The sequence below is a fragment of the Bradyrhizobium sp. WSM471 genome (assembly GCF_000244915.1).
GTDB lineage: Bacteria > Pseudomonadota > Alphaproteobacteria > Rhizobiales > Xanthobacteraceae > Bradyrhizobium.
In genome coordinates this window covers 4317189-4339500 of record NZ_CM001442.1, presented here as the reverse complement: position 1 = coordinate 4339500, position 22312 = coordinate 4317189, and the positions used below count along the sequence as shown (strand labels likewise).

Below are 22312 nucleotides of genomic sequence, written 5' to 3'. Positions count from 1 at the left end.
TCAGGCGGCTGTTGTCGGGATCATGGCTGCTTGGCTCCACTTCCCGATGCTCCCGGCCCTGGTGCCGGTCCGGTCTGGCCCTTCTGGTCGCCTTCGCTGCTCTTGCGTTTGGCGCGGAACTCGCCGTCCTTGCCTTGTCCGTCCTTCTGGCCGTCTTTGGCGCCATCCTTTTTCTGACCATCCGGCCCGCGCGAGCGCTTGCGTGGCGCGAGATCGGCCGACGGCGTCTGGTCGTCGCGGCCGATGACCACCTTGGAGCCATCGGACAGATTGGCAAAGCCCGTCGTGACGACCTTGTCGGTCGCCGACAGGCCGCTGGCGATGACGGCGTCATGCTCGTTCTGCTGCGTCACGGTCACAGGCTTGGCCGCGACCACGTTATCCTCGCCGATGACATAGCTGAAGGTGCCGATCGGTCCGCGCTGCACGGCCGAGGTCGGCACCACCAGTGCCTGCGTCAAGGTCTCGACCTTGAGGCGGACATTGACGAACTGGCCGGGCCAGAGCTGGTAATTGGCGTTGGGGAATTCAGCCTTGAGCCTCAGCGTACCGGTGGTCTGGTCGACCTGGTTGTCGATGCCGGTGAGCTTGCCGGTGTCGATCACGGTGAGGCCGTCATTGCCGAACACGTCGACGGCGAGCGTGCCTTTCGACGCGGCGGCATTGACCCGCATGATCTGCTGCTGCGGCAGGCTGAACCACACCGCGATCGGCTGCAATTGCGTGATCACCACGAGGCCAGTGGTGTCGGAGGCATGAATGATGTTGCCCTGATCGACCTGGCGCAGGCCGGCGCGGCCCGAGATCGGCGCCACGATCTTGGTGTAGCTCAGCGTCGCCGCCGCATTGTCGATCGCGGCCTGGTCGGCCTTCACCAGGGCCTCGGTCTGCGCGACCAGCGCGCGCTGGGTGTCGGCCTGCTGCTTGGATCCGGCATTGGACGCCGCGAGCTGCTCGTAGCGCGTGAGATCGATACGCTGGTTGGCGAGCTGGGCCTGGTCCTGCGCCTTCTTGGCGACGGCCTGATCGTAAGTCGCCTGGTAGAGCGCCGGGTCGATCTCGCCGACCACGTCGCCTTTCTTGACGTCCTGTCCTTCGGTGAAATTGACCGCGATCAGCTTGCCGTCGACCTGCGAGCGGACGGTCACGGTATTGAGTGCGCGGATCGCGCCGACGCCGTCGAGATAAACGGGGACGTCCTGGATGCGGGGCGTCGCCGCCAGCACCGGCACCGGCAGATCGGGCCGCTGGTTGCGGCCGTTCGCCTGCTGCGGCTGCTGGTGCCAGGTGGTCCAGCCGTAGTAGCCAAGCCCGCCGAGGATCGCCAACGTGATCAGGGTCATGACGAAGCCGCGCCCGCGCGACTTCTTCGCCGTCCCCTCATCCGCGCCTTGCTTGGTATCCGGCTTAAAGAGCATTGACCGGCTTCTCCATCCTCGGCTCCCAGCCGCCGCCGAGCGCCTGATACAGGCTGACGATAGCAAGAAGGCGGCCAAGTTGCGCCTGCAACAGCGCGTCTTCCGCCTGGAACAGGGTCAGTTGCGTATTGAGCACGGTGACGATGTCGGCGGTCCCGGCGCGCAATTGCTGCTCGGAGAGATCGAATGCGCGGCGGGAGGCATTGAGAACGTCACGCTGCAATTGCAGCCTGATCGTGGTCTGCTTGATCGAGAACAGCGCATTGTCGACATCGGCAAAAGACTGGATGATGGTCTTGCGGTAGGTCTGCAGCAATTCGTCCTGTCGCGCCTTGGCGAATTCGAAATTGCCGAGGATCCTGCCGCCGTCGAAGATCGGCTGCGTTGCGCTGCCGACGAGCTGGAAGAAGGCCGCGTGCGGCTGGAACAGCGAGACCAGGGCTGAGCTCTGATAGCCGCCATTGCCGGTCAGCTGGATCGTCGGAAAGAACTGTGCGCGGGCATTGCCGACGTTCGCAGTGGCAGAAGCAAGTTGCGCCTCCTGCCGGCGAATGTCGGGCCGCTGCGTCAGGAGCTCCGACGGCAGGCCCGGCGTCACGCGGGGAATCGCGATCCGGTTCAGCGAGCCGCCGAGCACGCGCACGCTCTCCGGCGGCCGCGACACCAGGACTGCAAGCGCATTGACGTTCTGGTCGAGCGTCTGGCGCAGCGGCGGCACAAGGGCCTTCTGGTTTGCGAGCACGCTCTCCTGCTGGGCGACGTCGAGGTCGGTGCCGGTGCCGGCCTTGCGCCGTTCCCTGACGGCATCGAGGATGCGTTGCGCACTCGCGATGTTGCGCTGTGAGGTCCGGATGCGATCCTGTGAGGCCAGTACCTGGAAATACGCGTTAGCGACGCCTGCAAGCGTCGTCAGCGCAACGACGTCGCGATCGAAGCGGTTGGCATTTGCCGTCTCTTCCGCCGTTTGCAAGGCGTCGCGATTTTGGCCCCAGAAATCGAGCTGGTAGCTCGCGCTCAGCGAAGCCTGGTAGTTGACGACCTCACGGCCGCCATTGGTGAGCCCCGAGGCCGAGGAGCCGGAGGTGCGTGAATAGGCCTCCTGCCCGGTACCGGAAAGGCTCGGCAGCAGCGCCGCACCCGCCTGCCGCGCCTGGGCGTCGGCCTGGACGATGCGCGAGACGGCGGCGGCAATGTCGAGGTTGACGGTGTGCGCCTCTTCCACCAGCTGTGTCAGCTCCGCGGAGCGGAAGCTGCGCCACCAGTCCAGCGACGGCGGCGCATCCGCCTTGCCCGCGTACTTGTACTGTGTGGGAACATCGAGAGCTGGATCAGGAAGATCCTGCGTCAACACGCAAGCGCCCGAGCCGGCGGCTAGGCCAGCGACCGCAAGCCAGCGCGCCGCACGTCGCGTCCGGGTCGTGGCGCCTGGAGACCGCCGCACGGCGATCGCAGGAACATCCTGTGTCACACACACCCCCCGCCGGGCAGATCGAGCCGCCATCGTGCAGCCGGAGTAACCGATTCGCGGCGCGGCCGTCGGGAGGCTTTGGACAACTCGTTCACGGAGGTGATGCTTTCTGCGGAACCTGGCGGCCACAATAGCGGGGCGCGGAACTGCGGGACAGTCCCGCAGTTGCGAGATGCCCGCCAAAGCACGACGATCTTAGAACCGAGAAAATACAAAAGGGTGCTGTCCCACAGGCGTTTCTTGAATTTCAGGGCCATTCCAGAGTGCGTTCAAGCTTACCAAGATTTCATGTGATATTGCCGCCACACCGACGCCAGTCCCTTCGACCCGCCTGCACCGCTCGCGATGCGGCTTCAGTCCGGTCTTGAAACCGGGCCGGCCACTCTCGCGAGGTCGTCCATTGTCGGAAACGAATAGGCGGGTCGTGCCGATATGTTGACCGCCTTCCGCGTATCACCCGCACTCTTCGATGGCGACGCCTCACATGGCGAAGGGGTGTGAGCAACGACCCTTATCTTCCATGTTTTGGCGGCGGCCGGCCACATCCTCCTACCGATATCCCGCGGCGTAGCACAGCAGCAGCATCGGCGATCTCTCCTTCCAAATTTTCACTGTTTCCGGGCATTTTTTCACCGGTTTCGCCGCAGCGCAAAAGCCTTCCCCTTTGGCCGCCCAAGCACTAGGTTCTGGCCAACCTGATCAACCCCTTTGCCAGTGATTTCCCCTGACATGACCATCAAAAACGACGTTGTCGAAGCCATCGGCAACACCCCGCTGATCAAGCTCAAGCGCGCTTCCGAACTGACCGGCTGCACCATCCTGGGCAAGGCCGAGTTCATGAATCCCGGCCAGTCGGTGAAGGATCGCGCCGGCAAATGGATGATCCTGGAGGCCGAGAAGCGCGGCGAGCTCAAGCCCGGCGGTCTCGTGGTGGAATCGACCGCCGGCAATACCGGCATCGGTCTTGCTGTCGTGGCCAGCGCGCGCGGCTACCGCACGCTGATCGTCATCCCGGAGACGCAGAGCCAGGAGAAGAAGGATTTTCTGAAACTGTGCGGCGCCGAGCTGCTGGAATCACCGGCCCTGCCCTACTCCAATCCGAACAATTACCAGCATGTCGGCCGTCGTCTTGCCGACGAGCTGCGCAAGACGGAGCCGAACGGCGTGCTGTTCGCCGACCAGTGGAACAACCTCGATAATGCGAAGGCGCATTACGAATCCACAGGTCCCGAGATCTGGGAGCAGACCGGCGGCAAGATCGACGGTTTCGTCTGCTCCGTCGGCAGCGGCGGCACGCTGGCCGGCACCAGCCGCTTCCTGAAAGAGAAGCGCAAGGACATCAGGATCGCCTGCGCCGACCCGCACGGCGCCGGCATGTATGAATATTTCAGAACGGGCGATGCCAAGGCGACGCCGGGCGGCTCGATCACCGAGGGCATCGGCCTCAACCGGGCGACCGCAATCGTCGAGAGCGCGAAGGTCGATGACGCCTATCTCATTCCCGATGCCGAGGCGGTCACGGTGATCTACGAATTACTGCAGCACGAAGGCCTGTGCCTCGGCGGCTCGACCGGCATCAACGTTGCCGGCGCGATGCGTCTCGCAAAACAGCTCGGGCCCGGCAAGACAATCGTCACCGTGCTCTGCGATTCCGGCAGCCGTTACCAGTCGAAGCTGTTCAACGCCGACTTCATGCGCGCCAAGAGCCTTCCCGTGCCGGAATGGCTGGAGAAGCGCAGCAACATCAAGCTGCCGTTCGTCTAGCCCCAGGTCGGCCGCGACGTTCCCTGCGACACCCGCGCGAGGCGCTCGTTCGATAGCGAAGGCTTGTTCGCGCGCGTGCGCGGCGGGAGGGGAGCGCTGTAGGAGCCTTCGCTGTCGCCGCTCGGCCAGAACACGAGCGCGAGCATCAGCGCGAGGTTGACGAGCGCGCCGACCGCCGTTGCCTGGTGCTCCTGCCCGATCGCCCAAGCCGGAAACCGGCCCGCGACGACATGGTCGACGATCATGAGCGCGAACCAGGCAGGCACCACGCAGACCGGATCCCAGCCGATGTCGCGGATGCGCATTGATTGCAGCGTGAAGGTCGCAACTCCAAAGAAGACGATGGCGGCGATCATCGCCCAGCCCTTGGTTAGGTCTTCGGGCCGGATCGCGCCGGGCGAGGTGTTGTTCAGCACGGCCATTGCGATTGCAAAGCAGATCGCCGTCATCACGATCGCAAGCGCGACCGTGGCGAGGACAAAATGCAATCGCCCGAGCCGGGCGTTCAAGCCGAAGACGAAACCGAGCATTGGCGCACCCTTTTTGGTGCATATGCCCAGACATAGCTTTCGGAGCCATGAACCGGCACGGTCGCGCGTCGGCGCATGGTTTCCGGAGAACTAACCTGACCTTCGCAATTTGGGGCCTGCAGGCAGAGTCAGGCGCCCTCGCCGCCTTCCCGGGCCGCAGCACAATAGTCGCGCCAGAACTGGCGGTATGCCGCTTCGACCTCGCGCGTGTAGGTCTCGACATTGCCGGCGGGGGACGTTGCGATCCGGGCCGGCAACTCCGCGCGCAACTTGGCCAGATGCTCCGGCTGCGCGGCATATTTGCAGGCGATCGCGACATAGCCCTCGTCATCCTCGGCGACCCAGTCGTCGAGACCGACAGCAGCCACGATCGAACCGCCGGCACGCGATGAGGCGCCGTTGCCGAGCTTGGCCACGACCGGAACACCCGCATAGAGCGATTCCCAGGTGCTGACGCCGCCGTTTTGCGGGAACGTGTCGAGCGATATGTCGATGTTCGCAAACGCCAGCAGGTGCTCGTGGCGCGGCGTCGAGCCCAGGCAGGTGACATTCTCCTCGGCAACGCCATTTGCCACGAACCGCGCGACCAAATTGTCGCGCAGCATGGGATCGTCAAGCAGGGTATGCTTGATGATGATCTTCGAACCCGCCACCTCGCGCATCACTTTCGACCACACGCGGATGGCCTCGTCCGAGATCTTGTAGATGCGGTTGAACACGCCGAAGGTCACATGGCCGTTGCGGAGCATGGGCGGCTCCGATGCAGGTAGATCCAAAATGGGATCGATCGTGATCAGGCACGGCAGGTCGTAGACCTTTTCAGCCAGCAGATGGCGCGCCGATTGCGGAATGAAGACGGGATCCGCGAGCACGTAGTCCATGGTCTGAAGGCCCGTGCCCGTGGCGTGACCAAACCCGGAGACCTGGATCGGGGCCGGCTTGCGAGCGAAGACATGGAGCCTGTTGCCGGTCGTGTGCCCGGACACGTCGATCAGGATATCGACCTTGTCGGCCTGAATGCGATCGGCCAGCTCGTCATCCGAAAGCTGCCAGGCGTCGACCCAGACGTCCGCCATCGACTTGAACTCGTCCGTCATCTCATCTCTTACCGGCGAACACGAATAGCAGACGATCTCGAACCTGGCGTGATCATGATGGCGCAGCACCGGCAACAGGGCGAACGCTGCCGAGTGGTACCAAAACTCGGCAGCAACATAGCCAACCACGATCCGCCTGTCGGGATCGCGCTGCCGCGGGGCAAGAGTCCTTCGCGGCAGCTTCGAGCCGATCGCGTCCCACCACTGCTTTCGTGCGGCCTGCTGAACCGCGAAATCGGCGTCGGAGAGATAGTCGAGGAAGAAGATCTTCCGCCCGATCAACGCGGCATCCGGCACAATGGCCAGCGCCGCATCGAGAAGCTCGACCGCCGATGCGATCTCTCCCTGGTTTGCAAAACAAGCGCTCAGCAGCGCCATCGCAATCGCGGAGCGTGGATATTCCTCCAGCAACGTGGTGCAGGCCAGAATCGCTTGCGCCGTATTTCCCATGGCGAGCGAGACCTGTGCCTTCCCCTGCAAAGCAACCTCGAGTTTGGGCGCAAGCGCAAGGGCGGCGTCAAAATCCGCCGCCGCCTGTTCCAACCTCGACGTCTCAAGATTGAGCCGTCCACGGTTCGCCAGGATTTTCGCCGAGCCTGGCCTGATCGCGAGCGCCGCTTCCAGCGCGCCTTTGGCCTCGTCGAAGTTCTTGAGCTCGATATTGACCAAACCTTTGCCGACGAGCGCTTCCACGTTTCGCGGCTGAAACAACAGTGCGCGCTCGAAGCTCTGTTTAGCGCGATCAAGCTGGCGCAGCGCAAGCTCTGCCAGGCCGCGATTGCAGAGCGCATCGGCATGATCGGGCTTCAGCCCGATCGCGCGATCGTACATTTCGATAGCCTGCTCGACGCGCTCCAGGTGCAAAAAGGTATTGCCGAGGTTGGCCAAGGCCATCGGGAAGCTCGGCTTCAACGCGATGGCCCGCTCCAGGGACGTACGCGCGTCCTCATATTCCCCAAGTGCGAAATGCGTGGCTCCCAAATCGGAAAATGCCTGTGCCGAGCGTGGGTCGACCGTTACAGCATATTTGAGTGCCTGTTTCGCTACCTCGAACTGTCGGCTCGCGAATGCGCCCAAGCCAAGCAGGTGCAAGGCGCCGAAATGCTCCGGAAGTTCATTCAGGATCTGGCGGCAGAGCGCCTCGGTCTCCGCATACCGGCCCTGGCCATAGGCCGTATTCGCGGTCGAAATGATCGCGTCCGCCTGCTTCTTCAATTTCTTCTGCAATCGCGCGTTCTGGAACGCGCGCGCGCCGGCGCCGCTGCTCTGCAAGGATTCTCTCCGGAGGATGCCCGGGACGATTCTAGCTGATTCGCGGCCAGAGCCGCCGGTTTAGGCGGCCCGGCAATCTCCGGAAGATGCCGGTGCCCAACGCAGGCCTCGCCTACGCAACGTCGACGTCATTCGAGGCCGCGGCGCAATAGTCGCGCCAGAACTTGCGGTAACCCGCCTCGAGCTCACGCGTGTAGGTCTCGACATTGCCGGCGGGCGAAGCAGCGATCCGGGCCGGCAATTCCGCGCGCAATTTCGCCAGATATTCCGGCTGTGACGCAAACCTGCGGGCGATCTCGACATAGCCATCGTCATCCTCGGCCACCCAGTCGCCCAGGCCGACGGCAGTCACGATAGACGCGCCGGCACGCGAGGAGGCCCCGATGCCGAGCTTGGCCACGACGGGAACGCCCTTGTAGAGAGATTCCCAGGTGCTGATGCCGCCGTTTTGCGGGAACGTGTCGAAGGAGATATCGACCTGGGCGAAAGCCGCCAGATGCTCGTCGCGCGAGGTGGTGCCGAGGCAGGTGATGCTCTCTTCGACAACGCCCTGCGCCAGAAAACGCGCGATCAGGCTATCGCGTAGCAGGGGATCATCGAGCAGACCATGCTTGAGGATGATCTTCGATCCCGGCAGCTCCCGCATGATGCGCGACCACACCCGGATCGCATCATCCGATATTTTGTAGATGCGGTTGAACACGCCGAAGGTGACGTAGCCGTTGCGGAGCATCGGCAGCTCGGAAGGCTGCAGATCGGAGACGGGTTCAATCGTGATCAGGCACGGCAGATCGTGGATTTTCTCGGCAAACAGATGCCGAACCGACGGCGGAATGAAAATGGGATCCGCGAGCACGTAGTCCATAAGCGGCATGCCTGTGCCCGTCGCGTGTCCGAAGCCAGTGGCCTGGATCGGGGCCGGCTTACGCGCGAAACACTGCAGCCTGTTGCCGGTCGTGTGGCCCGAAACGTCGATCAGGATGTCGACATTGTCGGCCTGGATACGATCGGCGAGCTCGTCGTCCGAAAGCCCCCAGGCATCTACCCAGACGTCCGCCAATGATTTGAACATGGCGGTGTACTCGTCCGCGCCCGGCCAGGAGTAGTAGCAGATGATTTCAAATTTGGTGTGATCGTGATGGCGCAGCACCGGCAGCAAAGTGAGCCCCGCGGAGTGCTGTCGGAATTCGGCAGCAACGTAGCCGACCACGATCCGCTTTTCCGGATCCAGCGGCCGCTTCGGCAGCTCCCTTCGCGGCTGCTTGGAGCCGATCTGGTCCCACCAGGATTTTCGCACCGCCTGCTGGACCACGAAATCGGCCTCGGCGCGATAGTCCTCCAGGAAGATCTTTCCTCTGATCGCATCCCCATAATCCGGCCGGAGCGCCAGCGCGCGATCAAGATATTCGATCGCGGCGTCCATGTCCCCCTGGTTCGAATACGAGAAGCCCATCAGCGCCAGCCCCATCTCGGAGCGCGGATTTTGCTCGATCAGGGCCGCTGCGGCCGCCATCGCCTGCGCGGTCTTTCCCATGACGAGGCAGGTCTGGGCCTTGCCGCGCAGCGCCAGCTCGAGCTTGGGCGAGATCGCAAGCGCCGCCTCGAAATCCGCAAGCGCGGGCTCCAGGCGCTGCAACTCGAAACTGAGCCGCCCGCGTTGGGCCAGGATCCTCGGCGAGCCGGGCTTGATCGCGAGCGCCATGGCAAGTTTGGCCGCCGCCTCGTCGTGGTGCCGCAGCTCCATGCTGACCATGCCGCTGCCGACGATGGCTTCGGCGTGACGGGGCTGAAACAGCAGGGCGCGGTCGAAGCTTTCCTTGGCGCGCATGATCTGTCCAAGCACAATTTCGACCATGCCGCGATTGCAGAATGCATCGGCATAATCCGGCTTGATCTTGATGGCGCGCTCATGCAGCTCGAGCGCCTGTTCGTACTGCCCCAGATGCATCAGCGTGTTGCCGAGGTTGGTCAGCGCCACCGCAAAATTCGGCTTCAGCGCGATGGCCCTCTCCTGGCACCGCCGCGCCTCCTCGTAATGGCCGAGGTCGAAATGCACGGTCGCAAGGTTGTTATGGGCATCGTGCAGGCGCGGATCGAGCGCAATCACGCGCTCGAGCAGCTGTTGCGCCTCCTCCAGGCGCCGGCCGTCATGCGCGCACATGCCGAGCAGGTGCATCGCGTCGACATGATCCGGCAGCGCTTTCAGGATATCCCGGCAGAGTGCTTCGGTCTCGGCATATCGGCCCCGGCCATAGGCGGTAGCCGCGGCGGAGAGGACGGCGTCCGCCTGTTTCGTCAGTTTCTTCTGCAATCGCGCGTTCTGGAATGCGCGCGCGCCGCCGCCGCTGCTCTGCAAGGTGTCTCTCCGGAGGATGGCCCGGGGCAGAGTCTAACTGATTCGCCAGCCTAACCGTCCGGTCAGCTGGCGCCGTGATATCCCGGGATTTCCCGGGGTTTGGCCGCCCGGCGCTGCAGGTCCCCTACGCAACATCGCTGCCTTCGGCAGCCGCGGCGCAATAGTCTCGCCAGAACTGGCGATAACCCGCCTCCACCTCGCGCGTGTAAGTCTCGACATTGCCGGCGGGGGACGTTGCGATCCGGGCCGGCAACTCCGCGCGCAACTGCGCCAGATGCGCGGGCTGCGCGGCATATTTGCAGGCGATCGCGGCATAGCCCTCGTCGTCCGCAGCGACCCAGTCGTCGAGGCCGACCGCAGCCACGATCGACCCGCCGGCGCGCGATGAGGCGCCGTTGCCGAGCTTGGCCACGACCGGAACGCCGGCATAGAGCGATTCCCAAGTGCTGACGCCGCCGTTTTGCGGGAACGTGTCGAGCGATATGTCGATGTTCGCAAACGCCAGCAGGTGCTCGTGGCGCGGCGTCGAGCCCAGGCAGGTGACATTCTCCTCGGCAACGCCATTTGCCACGAACCGCGCGACCAAATTGTCGCGCAGCATGGGATCGTCAAGCAGGGTATGCTTGATGACGATCTTCGAACCCGTCACCTCCCGCATCACTTTCGACCAGACCCGGATGGCCTCGTCCGAGATTTTGTAGATGCGATTGAACACGCCGAAGGTGACATGGCCGTTGCGGAGCATGGGCGGCTCCGATGCAGGTAGATCCAAAATGGGATCGATCGTGATCAGGCACGGCAGGTCGTAGACCTTTTCAGCCAGCAGATGGCGCGCCGATTGCGGAATGAAGACGGGATCCGCGAGCACGTAGTCCATGGTCTGAAGGCCCGTGCCCGTGGCGTGACCAAACCCGGAGACCTGGATCGGGGCCGGCTTGCGAGCGAAGACATGGAGCCTGTTGCCGGTCGTGTGCCCGGACACGTCGATCAGGATATCGACCTTGTCGGCCTGAATGCGATCGGCCAGCTCGTCATCCGAAAGCTGCCAGGCGTCGACCCAGACGTCCGCCATCGACTTGAACTCGTCCGTCATCTCATCTCTTCCCGGCGAACACGAATAGCAGACGATCTCGAACCTGGCGTGATCATGATGGCGCAGCACCGGCAACAGGGTGAACGCTGCCGAGTGGTTCCTGAATTCGGACGCGACATATCCGATCAAAATCCGCTTGTCCGGATCAAGCTTGTTGGGCGACAACGCCCTTTGCGGCAATTTGGCGCCGATCGCGTCCCACCATTGTTTTCGCGCAGCCTGCTGAACCGCGAAATCGGCCTCCGGGAGATAGTCCAGGAAGAATATCTTGCGCCCGATCAAGTCCGCATAATCAGGCGCAATTGCCAGCCCCGCATCGAGATGTTCGAGCGCCGTCGCAATGTCTCCCTGGCTGGCATAGCAGGAAGCCAGAAGCGCAATTCCGATGTCGGACCGCGGATTTTCCTCGAGCAACGTCTTGACCGCCGCAATCGCCCCGGCCGTGTTGCCCTTGAGAATGTTGACTTGCGCCTTTCCCTGCAAGGCCACTTCGAGCCTCGGTGAAAGCGCCAGCGCCGCATCGAAATCCGCGAGCGCCTGCTCCAGCCGCGACAGATCGAGATTGAGCCGTCCGCGCTGCGCCAGAATCTTCGGCGAATCCGGCTTGATCGCGAGCCCTGCCGCGACGGCTGCGGCCGCCTCTTCGTAGTGCCGGAGCTCGATGCACACCATGCCCCTGCCGGCGATCGCTTCCGCGTGACGCGGCTGAAACGCGAGGGCGCGATCGAAACTCTCCTTGGCGCGCTGGAACTGGCCTTCGATCAGCTCCGCCATGCCACGATTGCAAAATGCATCGGCATAGTCCGGCTTCAGCCTGATAGCGCGTTCGTGCAGCTCGATAGCCTGCTCGGCGAGGCCCATGTGCAGCAGCGTATTGCCGAGATTGGTCAAGGCGATCGGAGAATTCGGCTTCAGCGCAATCGCCTTCTCCTGGCATGCGCGAGCGTCCTGAAACTTCTGGAGATTGAAATACACTGCCCCGAGATTACCATGAGCATCGGGCGAACGCGGATCGAGCGCGGTCGCGCACTCGAGCAATTGTTGCGCCTCCTCGAGCCGCCCGCCATCATACGCGCGCAAGCCGAGCAGGTGCGCGGCGTCGAAATGATCCGGAACCTCCGTCAGAATCCGGCGGCAGAGTGTCTCGACCTCCGCGTATCTGCCCTGGCCGAGTGCCTGAACCGCGGTGGACATGAGCGCGTCCGCCTGCTTCTTCAATTTCTTTTGCAATCGCGCGTTCTGGAATGCGCGCGCGCCGGCGCTGCTCTGCAAAGTCTCTCTCCGGAGTATGGCCCGAAAAGAGACTGGCCGATTCGCATGGTGCCAAGCTGGCGGGTCAATTAGACCAGCAACGCCACAGGATTGCAGGTGCTCAGCGCAGGATCTGGCTCAGGAACAGTTTTGTGCGGGCGTGCTGCGGGGCCGCGAAGAACTCGTTGGGCGTGTTGGCTTCGATGATCTGGCCCGCGTCCATGAACACCACGCGGTTGGCGACCTCGCGGGCAAAGCCCATCTCGTGGGTGACGACCAGCATGGTCATGCCCTCCTCGGCGAGGTCGACCATGGTATCCAGCACCTCCTTGACCATTTCAGGGTCGAGCGCCGAGGTCGGCTCGTCGAACAGCATCACCTTCGGGTTCATCGTCAGCGCGCGGGCGATCGCGACGCGCTGCTGTTGACCGCCGGACATCTGTCCCGGAAACTTGTTGGCCTGGTGCGGAATCTTGACCCGCTCCAGAAACTTCATCGCCGCCGCCTCGGCGTCCTTCTTGGGGATGTTGCGCACCCAGATCGGCGCCAGCGTGCAATTGTCCAGCACCGAAAGATGCGGAAACAGGTTGAAGCTCTGGAACACCATGCCGACTTCGCGCCGAACCGCATCGACCTGCTTCAGGTTCGGCCCGAGCTCGATGCCGTCAACGACGATCTCGCCTTCCTGAAACTCCTCGAGCGCATTGATACAGCGGATCAGCGTCGACTTGCCCGACCCGGAGGGGCCGCAGATCACGATACGCTCGCCCTTCTCGACCGTAAGGTCAATGTCGCGCAGCACATGAAACTCGCCGTACCATTTGTTCAGGCCGGAAATCTTGACGATGGGGTCGGACATGGTGACCTCGATCAGTTGCGGCGGTGAGCGTTGAGGCGGTGTTCGACGAAGAGCGAGTAGCGTGACATTCCAAAGCAGAAGATGAAGTAGATGATCCCGGCGAACGCGAACCCGGTGAACGCGGTCGACGGCGACGACCATTTCGGATCCGAGAACGACGCGCGCAGCGAGCCCAGCAGATCGAACAGCGCCACGATCGAGACCAGCGAAGTGTCCTTGAACAGCGAGATGAAGCTGTTGACGAGGTTCGGAATGACGTGGCGCAGGGCCTGCGGCAGCACGATCAGCGAGGTCGTCTTCCACCAGGACAACCCCAACGCCGCGGCCGCCTCGCCCTGCCCGCGCGGGATCGCAGCCAGCCCGCCGCGGACGTTCTCGGCCTGATAGGCGCCCGTGAACAACGAGATTCCAATCAGCGCACGCACCAACCCGTCGACCGTGAAATTGCCCGGCAGAAACAGCGGCAGCATGTAGGTGGCGAAGAACAGCACGGTGATCAGCGGCACGCCGCGCCAGAACTCGATGAAGGCGATCGAGAAGATCCGGATCAGCGGAATGGTCGAGCGGCGGCCAAGCGCCAGCGCAATGCCGATCGGCAACGAGGTGACGATGCCGGTAACGGAGACCACCAGCGTCACCAGAAGTCCGCCCCAAAGGTTCGTCTGCACGATCGGCAGACCGCCGTGATCGAGCCCCATCAGCTTGATCACGATTGCGATGGCGACGAAGGTGGCGATGCTGGATGTCAGGGCCCGCCCCCCGGTGCGGAGGCCGCCGCCGAGAACGAAGGCGATCAGCGAGACGACCGCGGCGGTGATGGCGAAATCGGCCCAGACCGACTGGCCCGTCCCCTGCAGCTGGTCACGCAGCCAGGTCAGCGGAAAGATCAGCCAGTAAATCGCGGTCCCCACGAGCACGATGACATTGCCGACGGCCCACAACAGCGGTGCGGCAGCGGACGTCTTGCCGAGACTTAGCAGAGCCTGCCCGGCGCCGATGATGCTGTCGTCGAACAATTGCAGCAGGTCAGCGGTCCAGCTCAGGCCAAATCCCTTGATGCCGCCGCCATGCAGCAGAAAGAATGCGACCACCGGAAACGCAAAGAAGAACAGGCCTGCGTTCAAACCTTTCGACGGCAGCCGCGGAATCAGCAACGGCACCAACAGGACCACTGACAGGACGAGCGTGAGGTTGACCCGCCAGCGTTCGGCTTCCGAGTAGAAGCCGTAGATCAGCTGCGGCAGCTTGGCCTGGATGTAAGGCCAGCAGGCGCCGACCGCAAAGCCGGCGTTCTCGGCGAGACAGGCCGTGCGATCCTTGCCGGTCCAGACTGCATCGACCATCAGGAATCTGACGGAAGGAATGATGGTGAACCACAGCAGCAAGGCGCCAACGATCGTGAGCAGGATGTTGGTCGGCGAGTTGAACAGGCGCGTCCGCACCAGGCCGATGAAGCCCGTGGTCTTCACCGGCGCGGGACGCTCATCGAGAAGATCCTGGCGGACGAAGCTGGACGAGGTGATATCGCTCATGCGCCGAGACTCCGGCTGATGCGCCAACCGTAGACGCTCATGACGGCGCTGGTGATCAGCGAGATCAGGAGATAAACGCCCATCGTCATGGCGATGATCTCGATGGCCTGCCCGGTCTGGCTCAGCGACGTGCCGGCGAACACGGATACGAGGTCAGGATAGCCGATCGCCACGGCCAGCGACGAATTCTTGGTGAGATTGAGGTACTGATTGGTCAGTGGCGGAACGATGACGCGCATCGCCTGCGGCACGACCACCAGGCGGAGCGTGGTGCCGCGGCTCAGGCCCAGTGACGCCCCCGCCTCCATCTGCCCGCTATGGACGGAGAGGATGCCCGCGCGCACGATCTCGGCGATGAAGGCAGCCGTATAGGTCGACAAGGCCAACGTGAGCGCCACGAACTCCGGGATTATCCGCGACCCACCGGCGAAATTGAAGCCCTTGAGCTGCGGCAGCTCGAAGCTGAAGGGCAGACCCGCTACCAGCATGGTGATAAGGGGCAGTCCGAACAGCAGGCCCAGCACATAGGGCCAGATCCGGATCATGTGACCCCGCTGGAACAGCGCCCGGCGCGCATGGATGCGCAATGCGACCGAAGCCACGATGCCGAACGCCAGCACCGCAAGGAACGCCTCGAAGCCGCTCTCGCCGATCGGGCGGGGAATGACGAGACCGCGATTGCTGACGAAGGCGATGCCGAGCAGCGAAATGCTCTGTCGTGGATTGGGTAAGGCCGCAAGCACCGCCAAGTACCAGAACAGGATCTGGAACAGCACCGGCAGGTTGCGGATGATCTCGACATAGATTTCGCCAATGCGCGCGAGCAGCCAGTTGGGTGACAGCCGGCACAGCGCGACAATGAAGCCGATCACCGTGGCAAAGACGATGCCCACCACCGAGACCACGAGCGTGTTGAGGAGCCCGACCAGAAACACGCGCAGGAACGTGTCCGAGCCGGTATAAGAGATCAGCGTCTGATTGACGTCAAAACCGGCGTTGTTCGCGAGGAAGCCGAAGCCGGCGGCAATGTGCTGGTTCTCGAGGTTGGCGCGGGCGTTGGAGACGATTTCATAGGCAATCCAGCCCAGGATCGCCGCGAAGGCAAACTGGACGGCGATGCCGTTCCAGCCTGTCTTGCCACCCAGAACGCGCCTGATCTTCAGCGCGATCTGGGGCGGGGGTTTGCGGGCCTCGATGCTCATCGCCGCGAGCGCGGGTCAGGCGGGGTCAGCGGATCGGCGGCGCGTATTGGAGACCGCCCTTGTTCCAGAGATTGTTGAGACCTCGACTGATGCCGAGCGGCGAGCCCGCGCCGACGTTGCGGTCGAACACTTCGCCGTAATTGCCGACGGCCTTCACGATACGCACCACCCAATCCTTGCTCAGGCCGAGCTGTTCACCGAAATTGCCGTCGGTACCCAGGACGCGCTTCAGCTCCGGATTTTCCTGTTTCGTCTTCTCGTCGACGTTCTTCGCGGTCACGCCGAGCTCTTCGGTGGTGATCAGGGCAAACAGCGTCCATTTCACGATGTCGAACCATTGGTCGTCGCCGTGGCGCACCATCGGTCCGAGCGGCTCCTTCGAGATGATTTCCGGGAGCACCATGTGATCGCCGGGATTGGCAAGCTTCAGGCGGTTGGCGTACAGACCCGACTGGTCGGTGGTGAAGACGTCGCAGCGCCCGGCCTCGTAGGCCTTGACCGTTTCGTCGTTGGTGCCGAACGCGATCACCTCGTACTTCATGTTGTTGGCCTTGAAGTAGTCGGCGAGATTCTGCTCGGTGGTGGTGCCGGTCTGGACGCAGACCGAGGCGCTGTTGAGCTCGAGCGCCGAATTCACCTTGAGCGACTTCTTCACCATGAAGCCCTGCCCGTCATAATAGGTCACCCCGGTGAAGTTGGCGCCGAGCGAGGTGTCGCGCGAGATGGTCCAGGTGGTGTTGCGCGACAGCACGTCGACTTCGCCGGATTGCAGCGCCGTGAAGCGGTCCTTGGCGGAGAGCGGCACGAACTTGACCTTGGTCGGATCGTTGAAGATCGCCCCGGCGATCGCGCGGCAGACGTCGACGTCAAGCCCGGTCCAGTTGCCCTTGTCGTCCGGCGAGGAGAAGCCGGGCAGGCCCTGACTGACACCGCAGGACAGCATGCCCCGGTCCTTGACGGTCTTGAGCGTTTGCGCATCGGCGGCTTGGGCAGTCAGGCCGGCGGCGAGAGCGAGAGTGAGAGCCAGGGTTATGCGTTTCATGGGCTTTGGGCCTTTCAAAGTCGTCTCAAGGTCAGGAACGTTGTCTTTGCGATCGTCTCTGCCGGGGCTAGCCGTATCAAGACCAGCCTTGCAAGAGTCATGCTGGAAAACCTTGCCGATCACCCGCCGATCCCGGGAGGCCCTACCTTAATCCCCGCCGAAAGCGCCCGCCGTTACGGCTGTGGCGCATGGTCCGGTCAAGCGATGGATCGAAGGTCGCGGCAGGCCCCTCAACATGCGGCGACTGAATAGCACCTGCGATAACAGAACGACTGGCGTGCCGGGTCAAGGGGTTGACGGGACTCTTCTGTGTTCTGTTATTAACGACAGCGGCCTTTCGGCCAGCCCGCGGGCGCAGCGCGCCTGATGGAAACGCGCTTTTGAAAGCAGACGCATGGATTCCTCAGACCCCTCCGAGCAGCACGCCGAGACCCGGCTGGTCACCTCCGGCCGCGACACCAAGGCGCAGAAGGGGTTCGTCAACCCGCCCGTCTTCCACGGCTCGACCGTGCTCTATCCAACCGCCGAGGCCCTGCACGCCCATCGCGGCGAGTTCACCTATGGCCGCCACGGTTCCCCCACCACCAAGGCCTTCCAGGAGACCCTGATGGCGCTCGAGGGGCCGCAATGCGCCGGCGTCGGCATCGTACCGTCGGGGCTGTCGGCGATCTCCACCACCCTGCTCTCGGTGCTGAAGGCCGGCGACCACATCCTGGTCTGCGACAACGTCTATCGGCCCTCGCGCAATTTCTGCAACGGCATGCTCACCCGCTACGGCGTCGAGACCACCTACTTCGATCCGATGATCGGCGCCGGCATCGACAAGCTGTTCAGGCCCAACACGAGCGCCGTGCTGGTCGAGGCGCCCGGCTCGCAGTCTTTCGAGATGCCCGACATCCGCGCCATCGCCGAGGTCGCGCATGCGCGCGGCGCGCTCGTCATCGACGACAACACCTGGGCGACGCCGCTCTATCACCGCTCGCTCGAACAGGGCGTCGACATCAGCATGCAGGCCGCTACCAAATATATCGGCGGCCATTCCGACATCATGTTCGGCACCATCTCGGCTAATGCCAAGGCCTGGCCGCAGATCGCCGAAGGTATCCGCCTGCTCGGCGTCTGCGCCGGTCCCGATGACGTCTTCCTCGCGCTGCGCGGCCTGCGCACGCTGTCGGTGCGCCTCGCGCAGCATCATCGTTCTGGCCTCGACATGGCGCGCTGGCTCGCCGGCCGGCCCGAGGTCGCGCGCGTGCTGCATCCGGGGCTCGAGACCGATCCGGGTCATGCGATCTGGAAGCGCGACTTCACGGGCGCGTCGGGCCTGTTCAGCATCGTCTTGAAGCCGGCGCCGCAGAAGGCGGTCGACACCATGCTCGACACGCTCAAACTGTTCGGCATGGGCTTCTCCTGGGGTGGCTTCGAGAGCCTTGCGATTCCTTTCGACTGCGACGGCTATCGCACCGCGACCAAGTGGGCGCCGGGCGGCCCGACGCTGCGTCTGCATATCGGGCTCGAAAGCGCCGACGACCTCAAGGCCGACCTCGATCGCGGCTTCGCTGCCCTCAAGGCAGCAATGTGAGCCTACTCGCAAGGCACCGCGCCTGCGGACGCGCCAACGCGCGCCGCAGGAACGCGTGGCCGCTGCAAACGTTGACGCGGCTGCGCCAACAAATGGTTTGAACCTCAAGCATTTGGCGCTAGCCTCACCAATCGACTCCAATCCGGACACGGAGCATGGGAACGTTGGTACTGCTCGATCTGATGGGCGGCGTGGCGCTGTTGCTGTGGGGCCTGCACATGGTCCACAGCGGGATTCTGCGTGCCTTTGGCCCGGACCTGCGACGGCTGCTCGGCAAGGCGCTTGGAAACCGCTTCAACGCGTTCGCCGCCGGTCTCGGGCTGACGGCGCTGCTCCAGAGCAGCACCGCGACCGCGCTGCTCACGAGCTCGTTCGCAGCCGAGGGCCTGCTCAGCCTGGTCACCGCGCTCGCCATCATGCTCGGCGCCAATGTCGGCACGACGTTGATCGTGCAGCTGCTGTCGTTCAACATCGCCGCTGTGGCGCCGGTCCTGTTCGTGCTCGGACTGGTCGCCTTCCGCGCCGGTCCGCGCTCGCGGATCAAGGATGTCGGCCGCGTCTTGATCGGCCTCGGACTGATGCTGCTGTCGCTGCACATCCTGCTCGACACGCTGGCGCCGGCCGAGAACGCACCGGGCGTCCGAGTCATGATGTCCTCCATCACGGGGGATCCCATTCTGTGCATCGTGATCGCAGCGCTCGTCACCTGGGCGGTGCATTCGAGCGTCGCCAGCGTGCTGCTGATCATGTCGCTGGCCTATTCGCAGTTCATCTCGCCTTACGCGGCGCTCGCATTGGTGCTTGGCGCCAATCTCGGCAGCGCCATCAATCCCGTATTCGAAGGCGCCAAGCGTGACGATCCCGCCAGCTATCGCCTGCCGGTGGGCAATCTCGTCAACCGCGTGATCGGGATCGCCCTGGTCCTGCCCTTCCTGGGCTCGATCGCCGAACACATGCACGCCTGGCAGCCTGATCTGGCCAGGATGACGGCGGCGTTTCATATCGCCTTCAACGTCGGCACGGCCATTATCTTCATCGGCCTGCTCGACACCATGTCGCGCCTGTTGACCCGGCTCCTGCCCGATCGTGTTCAGGAGGCCGATCCGGCCCGGCCGCGCTATCTCGACGAGACCGCGCTGGAATCGCCGTCGCTGGCGCTGGCCGATGCCGGCCGCGAAACCCTGCGCATGGGCGACCTCGTCGAAATCATGCTGCGCAAGGTGATGGCGGCGATGATGAGCGGCGACCGTGCGCTGGTCGACCAGGTCTCGAAGATGGACAACATCGTCGACGGCCTCGACGAAGCCATCAAGCTCTACGTGACCAAACTCATGCGGGGCAGCCTCGACGAGAGCGAGGGCCGGCGCGCCATGGAGATCATCTCCTTCGCCATCAATCTGGAACATATCGGCGACATCATCGACAAGAGTCTGAGCGAGCTCGCGACCAAGAAGATCAAGCGCCGCTTCCAGTTCTCGCCCGAGGGCGCCGAGGAGCTCGCCGCCTTCCACAAGCGCACGATGGATTCGCTGCGCATCGCCTTCGGCGTCTTCATGTCGGGCGACGCCAACGAGGCCCGCAAGCTGCTGGTGGAGAAGACGGCGCTACGCAACACCGAGCTTGCCGCCGTCGAGCGCCACCTCGATCGCCTGCGCGAGGGCCGCCCCGAGACCATCGAAACCACGTCGCTGCATCTGGACGTGCTGCGGGACCTGCGCCGCATCCACTCGCATATCTGCTCCGTCGCCTATCCCGTGCTCGACGCGGCCGGCGAGCCCCATCGCAGGCACGAAGCGGAGACCGCCGCCCTGCCCGCAACAGGCGCGGCGTCAGCGCTGCCGCGCTAGTCGCCTTGGATCAGCGCTCCAGCGTCTTTGACGCGCGGCCGCGGTTCTTCACGATCAGCATGATGTTGCGGATATAGATGATGGTCGCGAGCGCCTGGCCGAGGATGATGACAGGCTCGCGCTTGACGACGCCGTAGACCAGCGTCATCAGCCCGCCGCCCATCGAGCAGAACCAGAACGCCATCGGCACCACGCTGTTGCCGGCGCGCTCGCTCGCGATCCACTGCACCAGGAAGCGCGCCGTGAAGAACAGCTGCGCGACGAGGCCGAACGCGAGCCAGAAGTCGAACTTGGCCACGAATACGTCGTAGAAATAATTGCTCAGCGCCTGACCGTATTGGATGATCATGCCGTCACCTCAGTCACATCCGGCGTCGGCTTCTTGCGGCGGATCAGCCACCACACGCCGACGAGATCCATGATGCCGATCCACAGCCGGTCGAAGAAACCGTAGTTTGAGACGCCGGAGCGGCGCGGCCGGTCGATCACGTCGACATAGGCGATCTCGTAGCCCTCGCGGCGCACCAGTGCCGGCAGGAAGCGATGCAGCCCGTCGAAATAGGGCATCATCAGGAATACCTCGCGCCGGAACGCCTTCAGACCGCAGCCGGTGTCGCGCGTACCGTCCTTCAGGATCGCGTTGCGGACGCCGTTGGCCACGCGCGACTGGAATTTCTTGAAGCCGGTATCCTTGCGGCCGACGCGTTGTCCGGCCGCAAGTCCGACCTTGCTTCCGTTCTCGACGGCCGAAATCAAGTCCGGCAGGAAAGCCGGATTGTTCTGGCCGTCGCCGTCGAGCGTCGCCACGATCGCGCCGCGTGCCGCACGCACGCCGCTGCGCACGGCCGCGGATTGGCCGCCTGATTTGGCATGGCGCAGCTGGCGCAGATTGTCCCGCTGCTTCATGACCGCGCCGAGCCGTTCGCCGGTCGCGTCGGTCGAACCGTCATTGACGTAGATGATCTCATAGGCCCAGCGGCCGTCGAGCGCCGCGCCGATCTCCTCGATTAGCGGCACGATGTTGTCGGCTTCGTTGCGCACGGGAACGACGATGGAAACCGAGGGCTGGAAAACCGAAGGCTGGGACGACAAATCGAAGCTCGTGGTTGGAATGGGCTTGGCTCGGGAACCGGCGGTCCCGGCAGGCAGCCGCTTTTATGGGGCGGATGCCCCGTGGGCAACCCTTTTGAGGCGGCCCGAGACCGCCCCCGCAAGAGGCACAATGGTGCCGTCGGCACGGATGGCAAAGCCGAGCTTGCGGGCCGCGAACCAGTACCGCACCGCCATGGCTCCGACCATGCCGACCAGGGCGCCGGCCACCACGTCACTCGGGTGGTGCGCGAGCAGCACCAGGCGCGTCAGCAGGATCACGATCGCGTAAGTGAACATGAACACGCGCAGGCGCGGCCACAGCGCCGAGACCGCAAACGCCAGCGCGAACGCCGTCACCGCATGCCCCGACGGCAGGCTGGCATAGGCCCCGGTCCCCTCGAACGGGATGAAGTTAAAGGGATTGGCCTTGCCGCCGACGAACGGACGTCCGCGACCGATGAGATATTTCAGGATCTCGGCGACGAATACGGGCACGGCAACAGACAGAAACATGAACTGCAGCCGCGTGCCGAGGCCGAGCAACAATGCGCGGCTCGTGCCGTGCAATCCCGCCGCAACCAGCGCCAGCACTACCAGAGCGCCCCCGAGCACCGAGAGCACATACTCGTCCTTGCCGAAATCGGTGAGGATGCGGATCGGCCACAGACCGGGCGTGCCACGCGCCGGCATCAGCTGGATCTCGGTCAGGTCGAACGCGACCATCAGCGCGATGACCAGGGCTGCACCTGCCGCACTGAGCCACAGCGAATGCCGCGCCAGCTTTCGCGCGGCCTCGGCGCGACGCGAATGCGAGGGCGAGCGCACGAGCTGCGCCAGGGCGCGCCCCGACAACGTGAGCAATTGCGCGGGATAGCTCGCGCGCGGCGCGATGTCGGATGGTGCCGACATC

At 63.8% G+C, this 22312-nt stretch carries 16 protein-coding genes; 3 read left to right on the top strand and 13 right to left on the bottom strand.

From position 1 onward, the window contains the following. Positions 1-20: 20 nt before the first annotated feature. Both BRA471DRAFT_RS19305 and BRA471DRAFT_RS19300 read right to left on the bottom strand, forming a co-directional pair. Positions 21-1418 carry an efflux RND transporter periplasmic adaptor subunit gene (locus tag BRA471DRAFT_RS19305; RefSeq protein ID WP_007610224.1) on the bottom strand — a complete coding sequence of 466 codons (1398 nt, stop codon included), beginning with the start codon at positions 1416-1418 and terminating at the stop codon, positions 21-23. Further along, positions 1408-2892 carry an efflux transporter outer membrane subunit gene (locus tag BRA471DRAFT_RS19300; RefSeq protein ID WP_007610223.1) on the bottom strand — a complete coding sequence of 495 codons (1485 nt, stop codon included), beginning with the start codon at positions 2890-2892 and terminating at the stop codon, positions 1408-1410. Before BRA471DRAFT_RS19300 ends, BRA471DRAFT_RS19305 begins: the two co-directional genes overlap by 11 nt. A 723-nt stretch (positions 2893-3615) precedes the next feature. Between BRA471DRAFT_RS19300 and BRA471DRAFT_RS19295 the strand changes: the two genes are divergently transcribed. Further along, positions 3616-4650, top strand: a complete 1035-nt coding sequence (locus BRA471DRAFT_RS19295) for a cysteine synthase A (protein WP_007610222.1) — start codon at positions 3616-3618, stop codon at positions 4648-4650. Here BRA471DRAFT_RS19295 and BRA471DRAFT_RS19290 read toward each other — a convergent pair. The 8 genes from BRA471DRAFT_RS19290 to BRA471DRAFT_RS19255 form a co-directional block, all read right to left on the bottom strand. Next, positions 4647-5180: a DUF805 domain-containing protein gene (locus BRA471DRAFT_RS19290; RefSeq protein ID WP_007610221.1), complete on the bottom strand. Its 534-nt coding sequence runs from the start codon at positions 5178-5180 to the stop codon at positions 4647-4649. The two genes, BRA471DRAFT_RS19295 and BRA471DRAFT_RS19290, sit on opposite strands and share 4 nt — an antisense overlap. Before the next feature lie 128 nt (positions 5181-5308). Beyond that, positions 5309-7549: a tetratricopeptide repeat protein gene (locus BRA471DRAFT_RS19285; RefSeq protein ID WP_007610220.1), complete on the bottom strand. Its 2241-nt coding sequence runs from the start codon at positions 7547-7549 to the stop codon at positions 5309-5311. A gap of 112 nt (positions 7550-7661) precedes the next feature. Next, on the bottom strand, positions 7662-9905 hold the full coding sequence (locus tag BRA471DRAFT_RS19280) for a tetratricopeptide repeat protein (RefSeq protein WP_007610219.1): 2244 nt from the start codon (positions 9903-9905) through the stop codon (positions 7662-7664). 124 nt (positions 9906-10029) lie between these two features. Continuing rightward, positions 10030-12270, bottom strand: coding sequence for a tetratricopeptide repeat protein (locus BRA471DRAFT_RS19275; RefSeq protein WP_007610217.1), 2241 nt, complete (start codon positions 12268-12270; stop codon positions 10030-10032). Positions 12271-12370: 100 nt separating this feature from the next. Continuing rightward, positions 12371-13108 carry an amino acid ABC transporter ATP-binding protein gene (locus tag BRA471DRAFT_RS19270; RefSeq protein WP_007610215.1) on the bottom strand — a complete coding sequence of 246 codons (738 nt, stop codon included), beginning with the start codon at positions 13106-13108 and terminating at the stop codon, positions 12371-12373. Between the two features lie 11 nt (positions 13109-13119). Further along, positions 13120-14640, bottom strand: coding sequence for an amino acid ABC transporter permease (locus BRA471DRAFT_RS19265; protein WP_007610214.1), 1521 nt, complete (start codon positions 14638-14640; stop codon positions 13120-13122). After that, on the bottom strand, positions 14637-15842 hold the full coding sequence (locus BRA471DRAFT_RS19260; protein WP_007610213.1) for an amino acid ABC transporter permease: 1206 nt from the start codon (positions 15840-15842) through the stop codon (positions 14637-14639). Before BRA471DRAFT_RS19260 ends, BRA471DRAFT_RS19265 begins: the two co-directional genes overlap by 4 nt. A 25-nt stretch (positions 15843-15867) precedes the next feature. Beyond that, positions 15868-16884, bottom strand: a complete 1017-nt coding sequence (locus BRA471DRAFT_RS19255; RefSeq protein ID WP_007610210.1) for an amino acid ABC transporter substrate-binding protein — start codon at positions 16882-16884, stop codon at positions 15868-15870. Between the two features lie 394 nt (positions 16885-17278). On the opposite strand from BRA471DRAFT_RS19255, the gene metC reads away from it, so the two are divergent. Then, positions 17279-18463 carry a cystathionine beta-lyase gene (metC, locus tag BRA471DRAFT_RS19250; RefSeq protein ID WP_007610208.1) on the top strand — a complete coding sequence of 395 codons (1185 nt, stop codon included), beginning with the start codon at positions 17279-17281 and terminating at the stop codon, positions 18461-18463. 155 nt (positions 18464-18618) lie between these two features. Then, the gene (locus BRA471DRAFT_RS19245) at positions 18619-20310 is read left to right on the top strand and encodes a Na/Pi cotransporter family protein (protein ID WP_007610207.1); all 1692 of its coding nucleotides are present in this window, start codon (positions 18619-18621) and stop codon (positions 20308-20310) included. 10 nt (positions 20311-20320) lie between these two features. Here the strand turns inward: BRA471DRAFT_RS19245 and BRA471DRAFT_RS19240 are convergent, their stop codons facing one another. The 3 genes from BRA471DRAFT_RS19240 to BRA471DRAFT_RS19230 all read right to left on the bottom strand — a co-directional run bounded on the left by BRA471DRAFT_RS19240 (position 20321) and on the right by BRA471DRAFT_RS19230 (position 22311). Beyond that, positions 20321-20659 (bottom strand): lipid-A-disaccharide synthase N-terminal domain-containing protein, encoded by a 339-nt coding sequence (locus BRA471DRAFT_RS19240; protein ID WP_007591223.1) that lies wholly within the window; start codon positions 20657-20659, stop codon positions 20321-20323. Beyond that, entirely contained in the window at positions 20656-21402 is a 747-nt protein-coding gene (locus BRA471DRAFT_RS19235; protein ID WP_007610202.1) for a glycosyltransferase family 2 protein, read from the bottom strand. Before BRA471DRAFT_RS19235 ends, BRA471DRAFT_RS19240 begins: the two co-directional genes overlap by 4 nt. Before the next feature lie 63 nt (positions 21403-21465). Beyond that, positions 21466-22311 (bottom strand): phosphatase PAP2 family protein, encoded by an 846-nt coding sequence (locus BRA471DRAFT_RS19230; RefSeq protein WP_007610200.1) that lies wholly within the window; start codon positions 22309-22311, stop codon positions 21466-21468. Position 22312: the final 1 nt, after the last annotated feature.